Annotated in this window: 20 protein-coding genes and 2 pseudogenes; 10 read left to right on the forward strand and 12 right to left on the reverse strand. The window is 68.6% G+C overall.

Going from position 1 to position 19,719, the window contains the following annotated elements; all coding sequences use genetic code 11:
• Positions 1–54: 54 nt before the first annotated feature.
• The 6 genes from ACFV9D_RS23305 to ACFV9D_RS23330 all read left to right on the forward strand — a co-directional run bounded on the left by ACFV9D_RS23305 (position 55) and on the right by ACFV9D_RS23330 (position 3,964).
• A complete protein-coding gene (locus ACFV9D_RS23305; protein ID WP_385149352.1) occupies positions 55–582 on the forward strand; it encodes a DUF6232 family protein in 528 nt (175 codons plus the stop codon).
• On the forward strand, positions 579–950 hold the full coding sequence (locus ACFV9D_RS23310) for a hypothetical protein (RefSeq protein WP_385149354.1): 372 nt from the start codon (positions 579–581) through the stop codon (positions 948–950). The genes ACFV9D_RS23305 and ACFV9D_RS23310 overlap by 4 nt, the downstream gene beginning before the upstream one ends.
• A gap of 736 nt (positions 951–1,686) precedes the next feature.
• Complete coding sequence (locus ACFV9D_RS23315; RefSeq protein WP_385149357.1) at positions 1,687–2,031, forward strand: PadR family transcriptional regulator; 345 nt, start codon at positions 1,687–1,689, stop codon at positions 2,029–2,031.
• A 3-nt stretch (positions 2,032–2,034) separates the two neighbouring features.
• Positions 2,035–2,760, forward strand: coding sequence for a hypothetical protein (locus tag ACFV9D_RS23320; protein ID WP_385149360.1), 726 nt, complete (start codon positions 2,035–2,037; stop codon positions 2,758–2,760).
• A gap of 134 nt (positions 2,761–2,894) precedes the next feature.
• Positions 2,895–3,128 (forward strand): hypothetical protein, encoded by a 234-nt coding sequence (locus ACFV9D_RS23325; RefSeq protein WP_385149363.1) that lies wholly within the window; start codon positions 2,895–2,897, stop codon positions 3,126–3,128.
• A 389-nt stretch (positions 3,129–3,517) separates the two neighbouring features.
• A complete protein-coding gene (locus ACFV9D_RS23330) occupies positions 3,518–3,964 on the forward strand; it encodes an MscL family protein (RefSeq protein ID WP_385149366.1) in 447 nt (148 codons plus the stop codon).
• A 336-nt stretch (positions 3,965–4,300) separates the two neighbouring features.
• On the opposite strand, the gene ACFV9D_RS23335 is transcribed toward ACFV9D_RS23330, so the two are convergent.
• Positions 4,301–5,038 carry an SDR family oxidoreductase gene (locus ACFV9D_RS23335; protein ID WP_385149369.1) on the reverse strand — a complete coding sequence of 246 codons (738 nt, stop codon included), beginning with the start codon at positions 5,036–5,038 and terminating at the stop codon, positions 4,301–4,303.
• Positions 5,039–5,130: 92 nt separating this feature from the next.
• Between ACFV9D_RS23335 and ACFV9D_RS23340 the strand changes: the two genes are divergently transcribed.
• Entirely contained in the window at positions 5,131–5,994 is an 864-nt protein-coding gene (locus ACFV9D_RS23340) for a LysR family transcriptional regulator (protein WP_385149372.1), read from the forward strand.
• A 476-nt stretch (positions 5,995–6,470) separates the two neighbouring features.
• Positions 6,471–6,623 carry a hypothetical protein gene (locus ACFV9D_RS23345; RefSeq protein WP_385149375.1) on the forward strand — a complete coding sequence of 51 codons (153 nt, stop codon included), beginning with the start codon at positions 6,471–6,473 and terminating at the stop codon, positions 6,621–6,623.
• Here the strand turns inward: ACFV9D_RS23345 and ACFV9D_RS23350 are convergent, their stop codons facing one another.
• The 4 genes and pseudogenes from ACFV9D_RS23350 to ACFV9D_RS23365 all read right to left on the reverse strand — a co-directional run.
• Positions 6,624–7,064, reverse strand: coding sequence for a hypothetical protein (locus ACFV9D_RS23350; protein ID WP_385149378.1), 441 nt, complete (start codon positions 7,062–7,064; stop codon positions 6,624–6,626).
• 229 nt (positions 7,065–7,293) lie between these two features.
• Positions 7,294–7,632: a hypothetical protein gene (locus tag ACFV9D_RS23355; protein WP_385149381.1), complete on the reverse strand. Its 339-nt coding sequence runs from the start codon at positions 7,630–7,632 to the stop codon at positions 7,294–7,296.
• Between the two features lie 741 nt (positions 7,633–8,373).
• Complete coding sequence (locus tag ACFV9D_RS23360; protein WP_385149532.1) at positions 8,374–9,279, reverse strand: tyrosine-type recombinase/integrase; 906 nt, start codon at positions 9,277–9,279, stop codon at positions 8,374–8,376.
• A 70-nt stretch (positions 9,280–9,349) separates the two neighbouring features.
• Positions 9,350–9,922 (reverse strand): annotated as a pseudogene (locus tag ACFV9D_RS23365) (MerR family transcriptional regulator); the annotation flags it as partial.
• 421 nt (positions 9,923–10,343) lie between these two features.
• Between ACFV9D_RS23365 and istB the strand changes: the two are divergent.
• Positions 10,344–11,141: pseudogene (gene istB / locus ACFV9D_RS23370) on the forward strand (IS21-like element helper ATPase IstB).
• A gap of 78 nt (positions 11,142–11,219) precedes the next feature.
• Here the strand turns inward: istB and ACFV9D_RS23375 are convergent.
• From ACFV9D_RS23375 to ACFV9D_RS23385, 3 genes are all read right to left on the reverse strand, one after another.
• Positions 11,220–11,801 (reverse strand): GNAT family N-acetyltransferase, encoded by a 582-nt coding sequence (locus tag ACFV9D_RS23375; RefSeq protein ID WP_385149384.1) that lies wholly within the window; start codon positions 11,799–11,801, stop codon positions 11,220–11,222.
• An 843-nt stretch (positions 11,802–12,644) separates the two neighbouring features.
• A complete protein-coding gene (locus ACFV9D_RS23380; protein ID WP_385149387.1) occupies positions 12,645–12,893 on the reverse strand; it encodes a hypothetical protein in 249 nt (82 codons plus the stop codon).
• 607 nt (positions 12,894–13,500) lie between these two features.
• Positions 13,501–14,469 carry a LysR family transcriptional regulator gene (locus tag ACFV9D_RS23385; protein ID WP_385149390.1) on the reverse strand — a complete coding sequence of 323 codons (969 nt, stop codon included), beginning with the start codon at positions 14,467–14,469 and terminating at the stop codon, positions 13,501–13,503.
• 110 nt (positions 14,470–14,579) lie between these two features.
• On the opposite strand from ACFV9D_RS23385, the gene ACFV9D_RS23390 reads away from it, so the two are divergent.
• Positions 14,580–15,773 carry a M6 family metalloprotease domain-containing protein gene (locus tag ACFV9D_RS23390; protein ID WP_385149393.1) on the forward strand — a complete coding sequence of 398 codons (1,194 nt, stop codon included), beginning with the start codon at positions 14,580–14,582 and terminating at the stop codon, positions 15,771–15,773.
• Between the two features lie 56 nt (positions 15,774–15,829).
• Here ACFV9D_RS23390 and ACFV9D_RS23395 read toward each other — a convergent pair whose 3' ends face one another.
• From ACFV9D_RS23395 to ACFV9D_RS23410, 4 genes are read right to left on the reverse strand one after another with little or no spacing between them, the layout of a single operon-like run.
• Positions 15,830–16,801 carry an ABC transporter ATP-binding protein gene (locus tag ACFV9D_RS23395; protein ID WP_385149396.1) on the reverse strand — a complete coding sequence of 324 codons (972 nt, stop codon included), beginning with the start codon at positions 16,799–16,801 and terminating at the stop codon, positions 15,830–15,832.
• A complete protein-coding gene (locus ACFV9D_RS23400) occupies positions 16,798–17,805 on the reverse strand; it encodes an ABC transporter ATP-binding protein (RefSeq protein WP_385149399.1) in 1,008 nt (335 codons plus the stop codon). Before ACFV9D_RS23400 ends, ACFV9D_RS23395 begins: the two co-directional genes overlap by 4 nt.
• Positions 17,805–18,791 (reverse strand): ABC transporter permease, encoded by a 987-nt coding sequence (locus ACFV9D_RS23405; RefSeq protein ID WP_385149402.1) that lies wholly within the window; start codon positions 18,789–18,791, stop codon positions 17,805–17,807. The genes ACFV9D_RS23400 and ACFV9D_RS23405 overlap by 1 nt, the downstream gene beginning before the upstream one ends.
• Complete coding sequence (locus tag ACFV9D_RS23410) at positions 18,788–19,714, reverse strand: ABC transporter permease (protein WP_385149405.1); 927 nt, start codon at positions 19,712–19,714, stop codon at positions 18,788–18,790. The genes ACFV9D_RS23405 and ACFV9D_RS23410 overlap by 4 nt, the downstream gene beginning before the upstream one ends.
• Positions 19,715–19,719: the final 5 nt, after the last annotated feature.

Below are 19,719 nucleotides of genomic sequence, written 5' to 3' on the forward strand. Positions count from 1 at the left end.
TCGCGAGGATGCTTCGTGCTATGTCGGGGTTGGGCCGGGTACAGGGGGATCCGTATGGCCAGACGCAAGGTCACCGTCGTCGAACTCAGCAAGCGGGTGCTCTGGGTCGGCGCAGAGGCGTATCCCCTCAACAACATCGCCCGGGCGACCACGGTCAGGGTCAGACCAGAGCGCGCGAAGGCGGTGGGCCGCTTCCTGAAGTCCGTCGTGGTGCTGGCGGTGGTGGTGGCGGGCGCGGTCTTCGCCCTCCAGGAGGTGGAGCTGTCCGGCTCGGACCGGGAGGAGTACGAGCACGGGGTGCTGATCACCGCGTACGTCCTGCTCGGGATCTTCCTGCTCCAGCTGCTGAGCGTACTGCTGACCAGGACCTACTACGCCCTGGTCATCGAGACGGCCGGCCCGCCCCGGACCGCGCTGGTCACCACCGACCAGGCGCTGGTGCAGGGCCTCGTCCGGCAGATCATGGCGGCGATCGACAACCCCCAGGCGTACTTCAAGCAGAACGTCACCAACTACTACGGCCAGGTCGGCGACAACTTCAAGGTGTTCGGCAGGGGCAACACGGGGAAGGTGGGCAATTGACCGGCGACGGATACGACCACGGGCGCGAGCGCGGCACGGCCAACTACTACGGCCAGGTCGGCGACAACTTCCAGGTCTACGGCACCAACAACACCGGCAAGATCGGGCAGCAGTACAACGCCCCACAGGACCCGCAGGCGGCGCTCCAGGAGCTGGTCAACCTGGTGCTGGCGCTGCGCGCGCGGGTCCCGGAGGGTGACCGCGAGGTGCTCGAAGCCTCGCTGGACACCCTCACCGAGGATGCCCCGGAACCCGGCGCCTTCCGGCGGGCGCTCGGCGGCATCTCCGGCGTGGCCGCACTGGTCGGCGAGGTCGGCGCGCCGGTCGCGCAGGCCGTGACGCGGGTGATGCAGCTCTTCGGGGTGTGACGGGCGGCCGGGCGCGGCGGCCCGTACGACGGGAGTTCCTCCAGCGCCGTGACCACGACGTTCTCCACCTGGTCGACGCTGATGGTGGGCGACCCGGCCGGGGCTCGTCGGCCAAGCCGTCCAGCCGCTCGACGACGAACCGCCGCCAATTGCGGACCGTGTCCGCGGTCACCCGCAGATCCCGGGCGACCGCAACGATCGCCGGCACCTCCGACCCCGCGCACGCCAGCACAATCCGTGCGTGCAGGGCCAGAGCCTGAGCCGACGTCGCCCGACGCGTCCACCGCCCCAACACCGCCCGCTCATCAGCGGGCAGCAGCAACGACTCCAGCTTCGGGCCCCGACGAGGAACAGCCGTACCAGCAGCAGAAGTCACAGACAGTGCCCCGGTCCGCCTGTGCTCTTCCACGCTGCCGTGTCCTTGCGTGAGGCTCCGCGTTGGTCAGGGCGAGGCGCGCACATGTCCTGTCGTCCCGCACACCAGGACGGAATCAACTCAGCGGCCCCGTCTCCACGTCGGCGTCGGGGCCTCAACAGAACAGGCGCTGCCAGGGCTGCTGGCTCCCTGGAGAGCTACTTCGCGCATCTTGGCGAGTCACGTATCCCCGTTCGCCCATGAGAGTGAATGGCAGAGAGGCACGGATGGCCGCAACCGGAAACCAGGCCCTCACTCATGCTGGTGAAATCCCGTCAGAGCCTTTTACATCGCAGGTGATTGCCATACTAGAGTTTGTGCATGGCTAAGAATCCGCGCATGACGCTCCAGACGCAACTGGTGCTGCGGACCCTCCTGGAGACTCCGTCCGAGGCCCGCTACGGTCTCGAACTCTCCGACGCGGCGGGGCTGCCCACCGGCACTATCCACCCGATCCTCGCCCGCCTCGAGAACGCCGGCTGGCTCGAGTCGTTCTGGGAGGACCAAAGCCAGATCGAGAAGACCGACCCACCCCGGCCCCGGCGCCGCTACTACCGCTTCACCTCTGGCGGTGCCGAATCCGCTCGGCTGGCCCTCGCGCAGGCGTACAACGGCGGTGCCACCTCAGTGCGGCTCCGGCCCGCCACCGACGGCTTGGGGGCGTGACTCATGGAAGACGACGCCATCGAGCAGGCGGCCGAGGCCGCCGAGGAGATCTGGAAGGGCCCTGAGGTACAAGATCAGATGAAGCGGAACCGCGACGCCCGCATCCGCTTCTGGGCGGCCCGCCTCATTCCTGATCCCGCCCGCCTCAGTAACCAGCCCCCGCACCTTCGGCTTCGCTTCGCGACTGCTGCCGAAGCAGGACCGCGAACGCTGGACGGAGGAGTGGGCAGCCGGGTGGCAGGACATGAAGAGCCGGCCCACCCGCACCCGGCTCGCCTTCCTCACCCGTCTTCTCCTCACGAGCGGGCCCAGGATGGCCTGGACTCTGCGCATCCAGCGCCGCAGGGAAACAGCGTGATCGGCGAGAAGGTGGCCATGACCGCCGCGGCAGCCCTCATGAGTGCGGCACTCTCGGTGCTCATCCATGTACACCCCACCGGAAGAACGGCCAAGCAGCACGAAGAATTTCTACGCCAACTGGAGCAAGGAGCATGGGGCGTCGGACGACCCATGCCCTTCGACACACGTCCACGCCGTGCTTCCCGGATCGTGCGGCTGATGGCGTGTCTCACCGGTGATGGTGCGCGCTACGGCGAGGAGTGGGCAGCCGAGTGGCAGGACGTTTCAACCCGTTCCCGCGGAGTCCGCCTCCTCTACCTGCTGCGGGTCGCGGCAACGGCCGGATACATAGGGCTCACCTCGCTCCGCTTGAAGCGCCAGCGCACATGACCGGTTGCCTGCCGCTTACGCGAGGAACCCTGAAATGCAACCCGCCGCTTCCCTCGCGGCCTTGGATCCGGGGAAGCGCCGGGACCATCAGGCACCACCCGAACGGAGATCACCCAATGTCGAACCAGGATCCCATGACGCTTCCGGCAGGGGAAGCAGGACCTCCGCCCGAGCGGACCCTGCGTATCCCGCTCCGGTACCTGCCGGGCACCGGCTTCGCCCTGGCACTCGCCATCACCGTCGGGATCGTCTGGGAGCAGATTCCGGAAAGGGGGACATGGCCGATCGCGGCGATCGCGATCGTGGCAATGCTCTGCGACACGGTCATCATCGCCTCCCGGAACGGCCGCTGGACCGTCAGGACATAGCGGCTCAGGCAAACCGTGTCTGATCCGTCAGCATGATTCTCGTACGGCCGGCCTGGGAGCCCCGGTGTCCCCGCGCCCCTTCCACTCCAGACTATTCGGTCGAGGGCGAAGAAGGGTGACTGCCTCAACAGCGCTTCGGCCACGGCGGTCACCGGCGTGTTCGGTCTTGTTGCCGGGCTCGTAGGCGATGTCCTACCGACCCGGCGGGCGAGAAGTGCACCATCGGAGCCGCGGCCAAGTGAGGCGGTAGCGCGGCCGGGCTGCGGCCGTCCGTGCGTCATCGCGCCGTGGCTCCGCTCCCTGCGTCGGGGCCTGCGATTAGCTGCTGAGCACTGCTTCCGCTGTGCCCACGTGCCGGGCACGCGGGCGCCCAGGAAAGGAAGCGGACAGTGCTCAAAGGCTTCAAGAACTTCCTCATGCGCGGTGACCTCATCACCATCGCTGTCGGGCTGGTCATCGCGCTGGCCTTCTCGACCCTGATCAAAGCGTTCACCGACTATGTGATCAACCCGATCGTCAGCCGTTTCCAGGGCGGCGAATCTCTGGGGCTAGGGTGGCAGCTCGGCGAAGAGGGAAACGAGGCGACGTACCTCGACCTGGGCCAGTTCATCTCCGCGCTGATCTATTTCATCATCTTCATGGCGGTCATCTACTTCCTGATCGTCGTGCCGTACAAGCGCTACCAGGCCCGCCGCGGTGTCAAGGCATTCGGCGAGCCCGGCCCCGTCAAGACCTGTCCGGCCTGCCTGTCCGAGGACCTGCCCGCCGCTGCGAGCAAGTGCCTCCACTGCGCTACCGAGCAGCCCCCGAGCACCGGCAGCGCATCAACTGTCTAGACGGGGCGGCCAGAAACCCCCTCGCTGCCACGAGCAGCGAGGGCATCGGCGTGGGTCGTCGGCCCGGGGTCTGTACGGTCAACGGTGGATCTTCGAACAGGGAAGTGACACCTGATATGCCGCCCGCCGCTGAACCTCCGACAACTCCAGAACCACCGTTCACTCGACAGACGCGCTGAAGAACCTTCAGTTTCCGCGAACTCGCCGGTGTCCTGTCGCGTTGAACCTGTCTGTGGATCCTGTGCTGAGCTGCGGGGTTCCCAGCTTCGATGAGAACGCTCGGTCCGAAATTCTCCGTGCATCTGGGTTCTGCGGAATCCAACCGCGGGTTCGTGATCACCAGGGGACGACGCCGTCGTCCTCGAAGAACGAACCGGTCGGGCCGCCGTCGGGCAGCGTGGCGAGCCGGATCGGGGTGGCTGCGCCCTGTGCGGGGGTGCGGGGTCCGTGGAAGCCTGTGAAGTCGGTCGCGACCAGGCCCGGGCAGGCGGCGTTGATGAGGATGTCGGTGCCGGCGAACTGTCGGGCGTACTGCAGGGTGAGGGCGTTGAGGAAGGACTTCGACGGCGCGTAGGCCGCCATGATCGGGCCGATCTCGGTGTCCGGGTCCGCCTGCCGGGTCAGGGAGCCTACGCTGCTGGAGACGTTGACGATGCGTGGCGAGGCCGAGCGCCGCAGCAGTGGCAGCATCGCGTTGGTGACCCGGACGACACCCATGACGTTGGCGTCCACGACCCTGCGGAGCACCTCCAGGTCGAGCGCGCTCGGGTCCTGCACCCACCCCGGGCCCATCTCGCCCGAGATACCGGCGTTGTTGACCAGGGCGTCGAGGCGCCCGGCCAGCCGTTCGACCAGTTCCGCGGCATCAGTGACGCTCCCGCCATCGGTCACGTCCAGCGGTACCCCGAACGCGTCCACGCCGACGGCGCGCAGCTTCCCGACGGCGGTTTCGCGTCGGACCGCGTCGCGGGCTCCCACACCGACGCGGTACCCGAGGCTGCCCAGCCCAGCCGCGATCTCGTACCCAATGCCCTTGTTCGCGCCGGTCACCAGCGCGATCATCGTTTCGCTCATGCCGATGATGGTGGCCCGTGGGCGGGTGGTGCGGCCAACACCGATACGGCGCCCTGTCATACCCGCCGGGTATCACCGAATATGATGCGGTCGTGGACACCCTGGAAACCCGCGAGTTGCGGTACTTCGTGGCCGTCGCCGAGGAACTGCACTTCGGGCGCGCCGCCGAGCGCCTCGGGATGGCCCAGCCGCCGCTGTCGCGGGCGATCCAGCAGCTCGAACGGCGCCTCGGGGTCTGCCTGCTGCAGCGCAACCGCCGTGGTGTCCGCCTGACCGGTGCCGGGGAGGTGCTGCTGCAGGAGGGCCGGGCGGCTCTCGACGCGGCCGCTGCCGCCGTCCGCCGCACCCGGCGCGCCGGGGGTGCCGAAAGTCCTGGCGGCCCCCGCCATCGGCTGGTCCTCGCGGTGAAGGCCGCCGCGTCCCACGAACTGCTGCAGAAGCTTCTCGACGCCTACGCGGCCGAGCCCGACAGTGCCGAGATCGAGGTGCTGCCTTGCGGCATCTGCGAGCAGGAAGAGCTGCTACGCGACGGACGCGCCGATGTAGCGCTCATGCACACGCCGTGGAACTCCCTCGCCGGGTTCGACAGCGAGGCGCTGACGACCGAGGGACAGGTCGCCGTCCTGCCTGCCAGGCACCCGCTCGCCGCCCGCGAGACCTTGTCCCTGGCCGATGTCAGGGATGTCCCCGATCTGCCGCTCGCCCGCTGGCCCACCCACGGCACCTACGCACCCGGCCCTGGCCCCGAGATCCACAACCAGACGCAACTGGCCCAGCTGATCGCCCTCGGACGCACCGTAGCGGTCGTCCCCGACTCCGCCCGCTCCTGGTTGTGGGCCGAACACACGGCCGTCCCCTTGACCGACGCACCTCCCGTCGTGACCCACATCGCCTGGCCCGCGCACAGCCGCTCCCTCGCCCTGGCCAGCCTGGTCCGGACGGCCGCACGGCTATGACCAGGCCAGAACGCGAAACAGTGAGAATCCGACAACACGGATGGGATCCGGTGAGAATTCGTCAGCTTCGGTGACAGGACAGCCGGGATCGCAGCCCTGTTCTCCCGAAGCTACCGCGACGTGACAAGTAGCTCTCTGTAGCGGATCTGGGGTGTGCTTGTCAGCGTTTCTCGATCTTCTGGGCTCATCGGGAGCCGTGCCTGGCGACGCTGGTCCGGTCATGACCGGAGGGAGCTCGGGGTGCGGCAGGAGCGGGAGGCGGCGGCCTCGTCTCCACGCCTGGTGTCCGTGTCACGGCAGGGGCGGGCGTGGCCAGGGCTGCGGGCTCCCTGATGCGCTGTGTCGCGCCCCTGCGCACGCCCTTGGTGCCGGCTGGGGTCGGGAGGACGGTTTGGCCTCTGACTCCGAGACGAGTGGGGGCGACATCTAATGCCCAGAGGTGTGGTGAAGTGGTTCGACGCTGAACGAGGCGTTGGGTGATCAGTCAGGAAGGCGATGAGCCTGACGTTGCGGCCGAGATTTCCGCGGTTCACGGGCCGGACCGGCCATTGCGCCAGGGCGAGAAGGTCGTCTTCGACACCACTTTCGATGCCGCGGGCCGCCGAGCGGACAATGTTCACCGTGAGTGATCATGCGGCCGGAGGGTGCGGGGTGAGAGAGGGGTACAGATCCGTGGGGGAGAACAGCGTTCCCTTCCCGTCGGGCGGGACGAGCCAGGAAAGCCCCGTGACCTTCCGGCGGCCGGGGTCGGGAATGGCCAGCCATGTCCCGCTGGTCAGATACCGGGCGGCCCGGTCCAGCCTTGCTGGAGGGCTGCCCGGATCCATCAGGAGCACGAGTTCCTGACGCCTGCTGTCGACGAGCACCGGTCCGGTCGCCGGATGCCCGGAGCGGGCGACGGCGTTCAGCAGGCTGCGTCCCAGCATCTCCGGGACCGCGAGCGCGTCCCAGACCCGCCCCGCAGGCACGAGCACGACACCCTGCTGGCCCACTTGCCACTCACGCAGACACCCGGCCGGGTCGTCACAGGCCGAAGCCAGCCACCGCGCCGACCACATAGCACCGGTCATTGCTGCCCCATCCTTTCGGTAGCCGACGAAGAGTCCGACTCTCCCCGGCCGGAAGCGGTACGGACAGGGAGGCGGAACGTAGCGAATTCAGCCGGCCGGTTCTTGTGATCTGTCAGGGGTTGCCGCGTTTTCCGGAGGGATCAGCGAGCCCGGGCGGCAGCGTCTGCCCGCCTCCTGTGGCCGGCGCGGGAAGATCGGAACCCGGAACGCATCCAGCGCCCTGCGGGGGTCACATCTCGCGGTTGATCCATCGCTGGAGGGCAAGGTGGGTGGTTTCGTCCAGCTGGCACAGGGCCTTGATGGCGTCGAGGTCGCCCGGCAGGGGCGCGATGCCCGCTGCGGTGAGTGTGGCGTGCAGCTCCAGACGGCGACGGTCGGCCGGTTCGAGAGGAGCCAACAGGCGGCTCGCCGGGTCTGGTGCCGGCAGCAGGCGGTTGCCGGGCTCCGTGACGCCACAGACGGTCGACGTCAGCTCCTGCAGTTCGTCGATGCGCGCCGCAGGGAAGCGGTACGGGTCGAGATCCTTCAGCGCCACGGTGCCCGTGGTGAAACCCTCAAATCCAGTCACGGTTGCCTCCTGGGTCGTCAGGTCACTGGAGCAGACGACTGGAAGGGGAGTGGGGGCAGTTGCGGCGCACGGGGCATTCCACCCGAATGCCCCCTACGGCATCTCGTCACAAGACAGATGGACCAACAGGTCCAGGCAAGGACATTCACTTCGGCGACTCGCCCGGCGCCACTGGTGCACACGCGTGTTCCTGCTACCCGGCCACGGGCGGGACTCCGGGCCGGCCGTGTGGGTAACCAGTACAGCCCAGGCGGCGTTGAACCCTCTATGAGCACCACGACGAGGCGGCCCATGCCCGCCAGCGGTGTGCAGCGCGCCGGCGGCGAAACGGTTCCCTGTCCCGAACTGGAACCGATCTTCACCGAACTCGCCGAGCAGTAGGAGGCGGATGGCCGCCTGGTGCCCGGTCGGGCAGATGAGGAGTGTACGGTGCTCGCCCGCCGCCACCCCTGGCCCACTCGCTGACCACGCTCCCCACCCTGGCGATCGTCCCCGAGCCCTGTGCACGGCCACCAGACGACACCTGTGGGTGCGCCCCCACGGACGTCCCTACTCCCTCAGGGAGTGCGCTCTCACAAACGGTCCTTTGCCGGAGCAAGATCGACAACAGCCCGCCGGTCCCTCGTCGACCTCGGATCGGTTCTCAGAACCTGTTCTCACTCAAAGCGGGAAGCGCAGATGGCACCGGTGAGGGGAACGGCGGCGATGCCTGCGGGGGTGCAGCGAGTGTTGCGAGGGCCGCTACCGGCAGTATGAGGTGGCGCCCAGCCCGCTTAGCTGTCCTGTGCTGCCAGTGCTGCGACCGCGGGGATCGCTGCGAAGGCTTTGTGCATGTGCCGGATGAGCGCCGCGCGGTCCTGCTGTGCGGCGTCCGATGAGGTCCACGTCTCCAGCGCCCGGTGCCAGGCGGCCAGCATGAGATCGAGCAGCAGGATCGACGGCAGGTCGCTCCTGGTCCAGGTAGTCCCCGACGGCGGTGAAGAACTGCGCAGAGATCGGTATCAGGCGCTGATGCCCGCCCTTGCCCTCGCTGATGAAAACCCGACGTCCGCCCGGCGAGAGGTCTCCCAGCCGCAGGCCAAGTACTTCGCAGCGGCGCAGGCCGCCCAGCAGCATCGCGAGCACCATGGCGCGGTCCCGCGCGGTGTTCAGTGCACCGAGCACCGCCTCGACCTCAGCCGGTCCGAGGACGCGCGGGAGGGTTCGGGGCGTGCGCAGGAGCGGTGCCCCGCGGTTGCCGCCTCGTCGGCGGTTCGCCAATCCCGTCGGCACCGGGTTGCGCTTGACGGCCAGGTCATCGCGGGTCATCAGGTAGCCGAACAGCCCGGAGACGCTGGCGAGCCGACGCTTGATGGTCCGTGCCGACAGACCCGCTTCACCGTCCTCGAGGCGGACGACCTTCGGTCCTCGCCGCGGCTTCTTCTGCGCGGTGATGAACGCGAAGACGTCGGCGGTGACGACATCTGTCGGCTCCTTGGGCACTGCCGAGAAGAAGACCTTCAGGTCGTAGGCGGTGGCCAGCAGCGTGTTCGGCCTGCAGCGAGCCGCCACGAACTGAAGGTAGTCGTCGACCAACGCGTGACCCAGCGATGCCGCAGGGTTCCCTGCGGCATCGACACCTCGTACCAACTCCGGCTGCCAGGCCATCCGAGCTCCTCGACGGGAGCGACCATCCTGGCCGGGAACACGAGGTCGCGGAAGAGTCGTCACCCACATAACCGTCGAAGTGGGCGAACGCCTGGCGGTGGCAGTCGAAGAGGGTGGCCAAGTCCTGGCTGGTTGTGAAGCAGCAGAACGGATCCCGCGAGTAGGACAAGGTCATGTGAAACGAATAGACCTTCGGGATGCCGACGTGGGCGAGGCTCTGCCCTTCGTCTCCCCAATCGACCTGAGCCTGCGCTCCGGGAACGACCTCAAACCTGCGGTGCAGGCCAGCCAACTCGCCAGGACTGATGCCAAGTTCCTCCGCGATCCGAGGCCGGGCCTCCTGCATATAGAGCTTCACCCGCTGGTAGGTGCCAGTGAAGCCGTACTCGGCCACCAACCGCTCGTGAACCACGGCCCCCTTGATCAGAATCTCGGACCGCAGCATCGCGTCGATCAGCGGCGCGACCTCATCCACCTTTCGTCGACGGCCATGTCCGGGCGCAGCCCGACGAGGCGGGGCGACCGGGCCCTCAGAAGACAGGTACTTGCGGACCGTGCGATGGTTCAGCCCGGTCTCCTTGGCGATCTCCGACAGGCTCATCGCCCCGGACTCGAACAGCCCGCGGAAGCGTCGAAGCTCCATCCATCGTTGCGGGTCCAAGACCACGGTCAGCCGCCCTCCGCCACCTTTCACAGGCCGGCAGCAGACTGCCCACGATCAATCCTCGGTACGTCAGAAAGTGGGCACGTTCATCCGTACGTGACTGGGCACGTTCACGTGTACGCCGACAGGGCCTGGCCACCGCGCTGCGAGCCGGAGCGCTGACCGCTGACGCGGTCGCTGTTGAGGCTCGCAAGGCCGCTCAGACCGAGGACGAGCCAGCCATCGGCGCATCCATCCCGGCGGTTCCTGGGCAGACGCCGGCCACTGTTACGTCATTGCACGAGTGGCGGCTCGCGCACCTCCCGCCGGACACCAGTCCGCTGCCGTCGGTGACCCCCTACGACCAACTCCTCCGACGCCGCCGCACCAGCGGCAGCGAACACCGTGAGGGAGAAGCCCAGTGACCCTGCCCCGCCAGCGAGGCTTGACCGAGCAGGCCGCCGACGCCGCCATCGACACCGCCTGCCGCCTGCTGCGGCTGCCCTCGATCCGCAACGAGTTCAACGACATCGCCGACAGGGCCGTCAAGGACCAGATGACCTACCGCGGCTTCCTCGCCGAACTGCTGATGACCGAGTGCGACGACCGGGCCCGCCGCCGCTCGGAACGACGCATCAAAGCAGCTGGCTTCCCGCGGGAGAAGTCACTTCGGGCCTTCGACTTCGACGCCAATCCGAACATTGACGCGGCCACCGTCCACACCCTCGCCAGCTGCGAGTGGATCAAGAAGAGCCAGCCGCTCTGCCTGATCGGAGACTCCAGCACAGGCAAGTCCCACATGCTCATCGCCCTGGGCACCGAGGCCGCGATGAAGGGCTACCGAGTCCGCTAAACGCTGGCCACGAAGCTGGTGAACGAGCTGGTCGAGGCCGCCGACGAGAAGCAGCTGAACAAGACGATCGCCCGCTACGGCCGCGTCGATCTCCTCTGCATCGACGAACTCGGCTACATGGAACTCGACCGCCATGGCGCCGAGCTGCTGTTCCAGGTGCTGACCGAACGCGAGGAGAAGAACAGCATGGCCATCGCCTCCAACGAGTCCTTCGGCGGCTGGACCAAGACCTTCACCGACCCTCGCCTCTGCGCGGCCATCGTCGACCGCCTCACCTTCAACGGCACCATCATCGAGACCGACACCGACTCCTACCGCCTCGCCAGCACCCGGGCACGAGCCGAAGAGCACGCCAAGGCCAGTTGACACCTGACGGTCCCGTCTTGGCGGACCCCGCTCTCACGGGCGGTGTCCGCCAACAGAAAGTACCCGCATTACCTCTGCTCAGCTCGCTTGTTGAGCGTGCTCGGCTGTCTTTGCCTTCCAATGGTCTGCCGTCATACGCCAGATGACATCGATCCCCACTTCGCCAGGAGCGACGGGCCCTTCAGTTGCTCGTATGCGCTCAACCTCAGTGAATCCCAAGCGGCGGGCGACGGCTCCGCTGGCAGGGTTGGCGGCATCGTGATGGATCTCGATGCGGTCGATGCCCGCGAGCTGGAAGCCCTGGCGGACAAGAGCCGCTGCCGCCATCGTGGCCAGCCCCCGTCCGGTCCAATGAGGGTGGAGCCAGTAGCCGATGTCGAGGCCGCCGACTCCGATGCGGCGCATGAGGCCGCAGCTGCCGATCACCGCAGCATCTGATGTGATCGCATAGCCGAAGGCTTGCCTGGTTTCCCACTCTTCCTGGTTGCGGGCGAGAAAATCAGAGGTTTGCTGTCTGCCAGAGTCGGCTGCCCAGGGCATCCACGGCACCAGATGGTCTAGGGACTCGTAGATCGCCTGTTCCAAGGCGTCGAGATCGCTCATGCGCCACCGGCGCAGCTCAACCTGGTCAGAAATGAGGCTTTCGGCAGGCTCTTCCATGCATCGGATGCTCTCGCAGCCCAGCTGAGACCGACAACGCATTATCGGTTGCCCGTCACTCAACCAGGCACGGTTGAGACTCCTCGGCCAAGAGCGACGTCATTTCTCGGTTCTGGCACAGATCTTGGGGAGCGATCGCGGAGAGTCATCGTGGCGTTCGATGATGTGGGAGGTTGAGCCTCGGCTCCATGCCTAATGTTCTGCTTCACCGAAATTTGACGGTGGTCCGACGATGTTGGCATCCAGCGCATGGACCTGTGCTGGGTCGAGGTGGAGCTCGTACGCGGTGGAACACTCGCTGATCTCTGTTCCTACGGCAGCGCCACATGGGCACAGCCGGTTCAGGCCGCTGTGGCCATGCCAGCCGCAGCAGCCTGTGTGGTCTCCCTCAAGGTCGGGCAGTAGGTCTGGTGCGTCGTCGGGATGGAGAACGATCGTGTTTCGGGGGCCCGCGGAAGTCAGGAACCCGTCTCCGTTCGGATCACCGACACAAGGCCCGCCAGGAAACACCGCGACGGGTTCGTCGGTCGGCAGGAACGGGGCTCCCCATGGCTCGGGCTCCAGGGCATAGCACCCCATAGGCATCGTGGCCGGGGCTCGGCGATACCCGTCGGGTCCGATTCGCCCGTCGAACTCTGGCCTGACCAGGGTTTCGGACAGCTGTACAGCCCTGGTCAGAGGGCGGCCGCAGGCGGCACACGCAAAAGTGATCACACGAAGTTCTAGCCCGCCGAACCCGCATCAGCAAGACACTGTTCCCGGGCTACTGCAGCAGGATCATTTTCCGGAGCAAGGGGAAGCCGGCTCGGCCGTAGAGCTGTCTCTTGATCTTTTTGATGCGGTTCACAGCGCCTTCGATGCTGCCCGAGCTCCAGTCCAGGTGAGCCCGGCGATCACGGCGGCAAGCCGGCTGACTGCGACGGCGTCGATCCAGGTAGGCAGTGTGCTGCCGAGGCGGCCGCTGAGCATCTCGCCGAAATCACGGACATGTCCGGCCGTGTCCAGCTCGGGACAGCGGGCCAGGACCTCCTTCAGGCCGGTCCGGTCTTCCTCGGTCAGAGCGGTGGGGTGGTGGGTGAGCCAGCCGGTCACCTGCCGTACCGTCGGCGGCCGCGGCGGTGCGGCGGACGGAGCCCGCGCAAGGTGGCGATGTGCGCTCGGACCATGCCGTAGGTGGCGGGCGCGGTGCTGAGCGGCCGGCGCCGTGCGTTGCAGCTAGATCAGCAGCTGGCGGGACGTAGCACTGGCGTATCAGAGCGCGCTACGGTGAGTGACTATTGGTGGCGCCTGTGGGGCGTATCCGCGGTCTGAGCGCGAGCTCGTCTTCGCTCCCCAGTCAGCACGAGGTTTCCCGGTGCTGGGTTGGTGCTGACTTCTGAGGGTCAATGACCCGAAAACCGCAGGTCGTAGCTCTGATCGGATGAGTTGTCGTACCACTCGATGGTGGTGCCGATGAGACTCGCGGCGACGATGCGCTTGAGATTCGACTCGGCGGGTGGAGCCGACGCGGGGGAGGCCATGTGCACCACTTCCAGGGGATGAACGGGGACGTTGACGTGTTGCCACACCGTAGAAACACGCAGGTCACCGTCGTATGTGGTGGGACACCATAGTTCCCTCCGCCAGAATGCGTGCGACCACCATGGGGGTGATGCCGAAGCCTCTGCACGGCGGTTGAAGGCAGAGGCGACGGCCGCCGTCACGCCGTGGTCGGTCCCGTGGCGTGCGGATGTCGTGCGCGCCAGCGCGCGTACGTGGGGGTGGCGGCGCAGGTGTCCCGGTAGCCGTCGGCGATCCGGCGCAGGATGTCGGGGCCGCGGGGCGCGAGCGGGCCGTCATGGTGCCAGGCCAGGACGTGCCGGTACCACAAGGGGTTGCCGGCCAGGGGGCGGACCGCGATCCCCGGGACGTCGACGAACGTGGCCTGGCAGAGGCTCACGGCCAGGCCGGCACGGACGAGCTCGATCAGCTGGCGCCCCTCCGCCTCGTACGGAGTGAACGGGCGGCGGCCCGTCAGGGCGCAGACGGAGGACCAGTATTCGCGGGTCCGGTCGCCGTCGGGCCGGGGGACCGCCCAGTCCTCCTCCAGGAGTTCCGTCAGCGCGACCTCGTCCCGCGACGCCAGCGGGTGGGCGGCGGGCAGGAGGGCGAAGACCGGCTCGGTGGCGATCGGTTGGAGCACCACACCCTCGCGGCGCGGCAGTTCCTGATCGGGATGGTCGCCGAGCACCGCCGCCTCCAGCCGGTCCGCCGCCAGTTCGTCGAGCAGGGTGACGGGCGAGTACTGGCAGCGCGTCGTCACCTCCGCAGCGGGCAGCAAGGCCTTGACGGCCAGGACGAGATGGCCGAGCAGCGGGGCGCCGACCGAGCCGATCCGGACACGGTCGTGGGCCGACATCCGGCGGGCCGCACGTGCGGTGTCGGCGAGCAGCCCGTCGATGCCCGGAAGGACGGAGCGGGCCCGGTCGAGCACCAGCTCGCCGAAGGGGGTGGCAGCGGCTCCCGCCTGCCGCCGGTCGAACAGCGCCCCGCCCAACATGGCCTCGATACGGCGCAGTTGAGCACTGAGCCCGGGCTGGGTCATGCCCAGAGAGGCGGCGGCGCGCGTGAGGCTGCCCGCTTCGGCGATCGCGCACACCACTCGTAGATGCCGTACCTCCAGATCCATGGCGCGGATGTTATGGACCGGCGACAGCTTTCGGACAGACCCGTGCAACCGCGAGGCTATGTGAAATGTCACACGCCATTCACCGTCATGCATCGAGAGGTAGTGATCGCTTGAGAACGCGCCCTTCCCTCCTCCCCGTACGCGCCGTGCTCTGGGCGCCCTTGCTCGCGGCTCTTGTCCTGCTTCTGCCCGGGAACTCCTCCGCCCGCGCCGCCACCGACGCCGTCTCCGCCTGTGCGCTGCGCGGCGCCACCGGCTGGACGGACGAGGGGCACGACACGGACTACTCCGTCTTCAAGCGCCCCGCCGGGACCATCAGGGTCGGCATGATCTTCGTCGACTTCCCCGACGCGCCCGCCACCGAAGCCCCCGCCGACGACGCCGCGCAGATCACGCCGGGCGCCGACTGGCTGTGGAACGCCTCGTACGGCAAGGCATGGCTCGCCGTCACCCAGCACCGGCAATGGGCGAGGATGCCGCACAGATCCACGGACTACGGCTTCGCGCGCGGACTGACCCACGAGACGCACGAGGAATACGTCAAGGACGCGGTCGCCGCCGCCGATCCGTCCGTGGACTTCTCGCGCTACGACATGGTCTACGTCGTCGCGACCCGCAACGCCTCGGCGATCTCCTTCACACCCACCTACGTGCACGCGCCGGGAACGACGGGCGTCCGCGCCGACGGCGCCCTGATCAAGTGGGCCGTGACCTTCGGCCAGGACATGTGGCACTGGGGACCCAAGCTGGTGGCCCACGAGACCGGCCACACCTTCGGCCTGCCCGACCTGTACGCGTTCGACGCGGGCACGGACGCCCATCGCTTCGTCGGCGGCTGGGACGTCATGGGGCTCATCGGCGGAGCCGGGTCGCAGTACTTCGCCTGGCACTCCTGGAAGCTCGGCTGGACCGCGGACAGCCAGGTCGTCTGCCGGGCGTCGGCGGGCAGCGACACCGTGTACCTGACCGCGGTCGAATACGGCAGCGGCACCAAGATGGCGGTGATCCGCACCGGTCCCACCACCGCGTACGTCGTCGAGTCGAGGCGGGCGATCCAGGCGGACCGGGGCGCATGCTCGACCGGCGCGCTGGTCTACAAGGTGGACACGTCGGTGCGCACCGGCTACGGACCGGTCCGGGTCGTCGACGCCGAACCGAACGCCACCCCGGCGAACGGCTGCCGCCCCCTGGACGACGCCCCCTTCTGGGCCGGTGAGTCGTTCACCGACGCGGCTGCCGGCGTACGCATCGACGTGCTCGGCGCCGACGGATACGGCGAGACCGTCCGCATCACCAAGTCGTAGCCGGCGGAGACGGTTGTGCCCCGGGACCGATCGCGGACCCGGGGCACAACCGTTCTTCAGGAGCTCTCGGGGAAGTGGCAGGCCACCTGACGGGCCTCGCCCGGGGCGGCGATCCGCAGCACCGGAGCCTCCGTCCGGCAGATCTCCCGCGCCTTCGGGCAGCGCGGGTGGAAGGTGCAGCCGGGCGGGGGAGCGGCCGGGCTCGGCGGGTCGCCGAGCAGGGTGATCCGTTCTCGCGTCCGCTCGGCTGCGGGGTCGGGCAGGGGCACGGCGGAGAGCAGCGCCCGTGTGTAGGGGTGGGCGGGCGCCGCGTACACCCGCTCCTTCGCGCCGATCTCGACGATCCGGCCGAGGTACATCACCGCGACACGGTCGCAGACCCGTTTGACCACCGACAGGTCATGGGCGATGAAGAGATAGGCGAGGCCGAGTTCGCGCTGGAGGCGCTCCATCAGGTTGACGATCTGGGCCTGTACGGAGACGTCGAGGGCGGAGACCGGCTCGTCGGCGACGACGAGCCGGGGGCTGGTGGCCAGCGAGCGGGCGATGCCGATGCGCTGCGCCTGACCGCCGGAGAACTCGTGCGGGTAGCGGTCGATGTGTTCGGGGATCAGCCCGACGAGTTCCATCAGCTCCGCAGCCCTCGTGCGCGCTTCCGCCGCCGAACTCCCGTGCACCATGAGGGGGTCCGAGATGATGCGGGCCACCGTCTGCCGGGGGTTGAGGGAGGAGTGCGGGTCCTGGAAGACCATCTGCAGGTCCTTGCGTAGCGGCTTCAGCTCCCGCTGCGACAGATGGCTGATGTCACGGCCGTCGTACACGACGGACCCGGCGGACGGCTCGAGGAGGCGGACGATCGTGCGGCCGGTGGTGGACTTCCCGCAGCCGGACTCGCCCACCAGGCCCAGCGTCTCGCCCGCCGCGATGTCGAAGCTGACGCCGTCGACGGCCCGGACGGGCGCGGCGCGCCGCCTGCCGGGGAAGGCGGTCGTCAACTCGCGTACGGACAGCAGGGGTTCGTTGGTCATGGAGCGACGCCTTCGTACGCGGGGAAGTGGCAGGCGGCCGGGTGCCCGGACGGTCCACCGAGCGCGGGGCGCTCGGTCTCGCAGCGGGAGCGTTCGTCGTCGGGGGCCGCGGCCGCCAGCGGGCAGCGTGGGGCGAACGCGCAGCCCGGAGCGGGCGTCAGCAGGGACGGCGGGCTGCCGGGGATCGCCCGCAGCGGTGTGTCGTCGCTGTCGTCGAGGCGCGGGAGGGAGTCGAGCAGGCCCCGGGTGTACGGGTGGGCGGGCGCGGTGAAGAGGGCGTCCACCGGAGCCTGTTCGGCCGCCCGCCCGCCGTACATCACCAGGACGTCGTGGGCCACCCGGGCCACCACTCCCAGGTCGTGCGTGATCATGACGACGGCGAGCCCGCGCTCCTGCTGGATCCGGGCGATCAGCTCCAGGATCTGGGCCTGGACGGTGACGTCGAGAGCGGTGGTCGGCTCGTCCGCGACGAGGAGTTCGGGTTCGCAGGCCAGCGCCATGGCGATCATCACACGCTGACGCATGCCACCGGAGAACTGGTGCGGGTACTCGCCGGCCCGGCGCCGCGGTTCGGGGATGCCGACCTCGGCGAGCGCCTGCACGGCTCGCTCACGGGCGGTCCTTCTGCCGCTCCCGAAGTGCACCCGGTGGTGCTCGGCGATCTGCTCGCCGACCGTGTAGTACGGATGCAGGCTGGAGAGCGGATCCTGGAAGATCATCGCCATCCTCCGGCCGCGCAGCCGGTTCAGCTCGGGCTCGGGCAGGCCGACCAGTTCCTGACCGCCGAGGGTGATGGAGCCGGCGATCTCGGCGCCGGTGTGCAGCCCCATGACGGCCAGTGAGGTGACCGACTTCCCGGACCCGGACTCGCCGACGATGCCGAGCGTCCGCCCGCTGTGCACCTCGAAGGTGAGCGAGTCGACCGCCCGCACCGGTCCGTTCCGGGTGGGGAAGGTGACCGTCAGGTCCCGGACGGACAGCAGAGCTGGGGAGTGTGTCGTCATCAGTACCTCACTCTCGGGTCGACGACGGCGTACAGCAGGTCGACGGCCAGATTGGCGACGACGATGAAGGTGGCGGCGAGCAGGGTGACACCGAGGATCACCGGCTGGTCACCGGTGGAGAGGGCGCCGTAGAAGAGCCGTCCGATGCCCGGCAGCCCGAAGATGGACTCGGTGATCACCGCGCCCGCGAGCAGTCCGCCCAGATCCATACCGAAGATCGTGAGGATCGGCGTCATACCGGCCCGCAGCCCGTGCTTGACGACGACCGTGCGACGCGGCAGACCCTTGGCGCGGGCGGTACGGATGTACGGTTCCGCCATCGTCTCGATCATCGAACTGCGGCTCTGGCGGGCGTACATGGCGGCGTACAGGAGGGCCAGCGCCAGCCACGGCAGCAGCAGGTTCGTGGCCCAGTCGAGCGGGTCGGAGCCGAAGGGCACGTACTGCGGATAGGGCAGCAGCCCGGCCACCCGGATCAGCCCGTAGATCAGCATCACCGAGGTGAAGTAGACGGGAAGGGAAGCGGCGGCGACCGCGCCGACCATGAGGACGCGGTCGGTGAGGGTGTCCTTGCGCAGGGCCGCCGCGACGCCCGCGGAGAGCCCCAGGAGCAGCCAGATCGCGGCGGCGCCCAGCGCGAGCGAGGCGGAGACGGGCAGCCGGTCGAGCAGCAGGTCCCACACGCCCTCGCTGTTCTCGTACGAGTAACCCAGGCACGGGAACTCGCAGTGCAGGGCGTACTGGCCGCTGCCCATGGTGCGACCGGTGAAGATCCCGGTGACGAAGTCCGCGAACTGCCGCCACAGCGGGTCGTCCAGGCCCATGTGGGCGCGGATCGCCTCCAGGCGCTCCGCGCTGCACGACTTTCCACAGGCCGCGGCGGCGGGGTCGGAGGGCAGGACGTAGAAGATCGTGAAGGTGACGGCGGCGATGGCGATCAGGACGCCGACGACACCGAGCAGCCGCCGGCCGAGGTAGAGGATCACGTACGGCTTCCCCTCGGGTCGAGGATGTCGCGCAACGCGTCGCCGAGCAGCGTGAACGCGAGCACCGTGAGGAAGAGACAGAGGCTGGGGACGACGAAGTACATGGGATCCGTGTCGTAGTAGGCGACGCTCTCGGCGATCATCTGGCCCCAGGACGGAGTGGGCGGGCGGACGCCGACGCCCAGATAGCTGAGGGCCGCCTCGGTGGCGATCATCCCGGGGATGATCAGGGTCGTGTACGCGATGACCGGCCCGGCGACGCCCGGGAGGATGTCCCGGGTCAGGATCCGCCAGGGGCCCGAGCCGCCGACGCGGGCGGCGTCGACGTACTCGCGGTGCTTGAGCGAGAGCGTCTGGCCGCGGACGACGCGGGCGATCCCGGGCCAGCCGAAGAGGCCGATGACGGCCGTCATCAGCACGATCCGGTTGACGTCCCGCGCCACCGACATCATCGCGATCATGAAGATGAGGGAGGGGAAGGACATGGTGAGGTCCATCAGCCGGGAGAGCACGGTGTCGGTGCGGCCGCCGAAGTAGCCGGCCGCGATCCCGGCCGCGGTCCCGGCGGCGACGACGATCGCGGTTGCGGAGAAGGCGATGAGCAGGGAGACCTGGGCCCCGTGCACGACGCGGGCGAACAGGTCGCGGCCCGTGACGGGCTCCACGCCGAGCCAGTGCTCGGCCGAGACGCCGCCGAGCGGACCGATGGGCTGGCCGCCCAGGTACGGATCGACGGCGCTCTTGTCGAACTCCTCCGGGCCCCAGCCGCCCAGCGCGCTGAGCAGCGGGGCGGCCACGGCCATGAGCGCGAAGAGCGCGACGACGGCGAGGGAGATCTTCACGGAGGGGCGGCGGCGCAGTTCCGCGCGGGCGAGCTGCCAGGGCCCGCTGCCCGCACGCAAGGGCGGGGAGGTGGTGGACATGAGTG

Origin of the sequence: Streptomyces sp. NPDC059875 (assembly GCF_042731085.1) — a bacterium.
Lineage (GTDB): Bacteria > Actinomycetota > Actinomycetes > Streptomycetales > Streptomycetaceae > Streptomyces.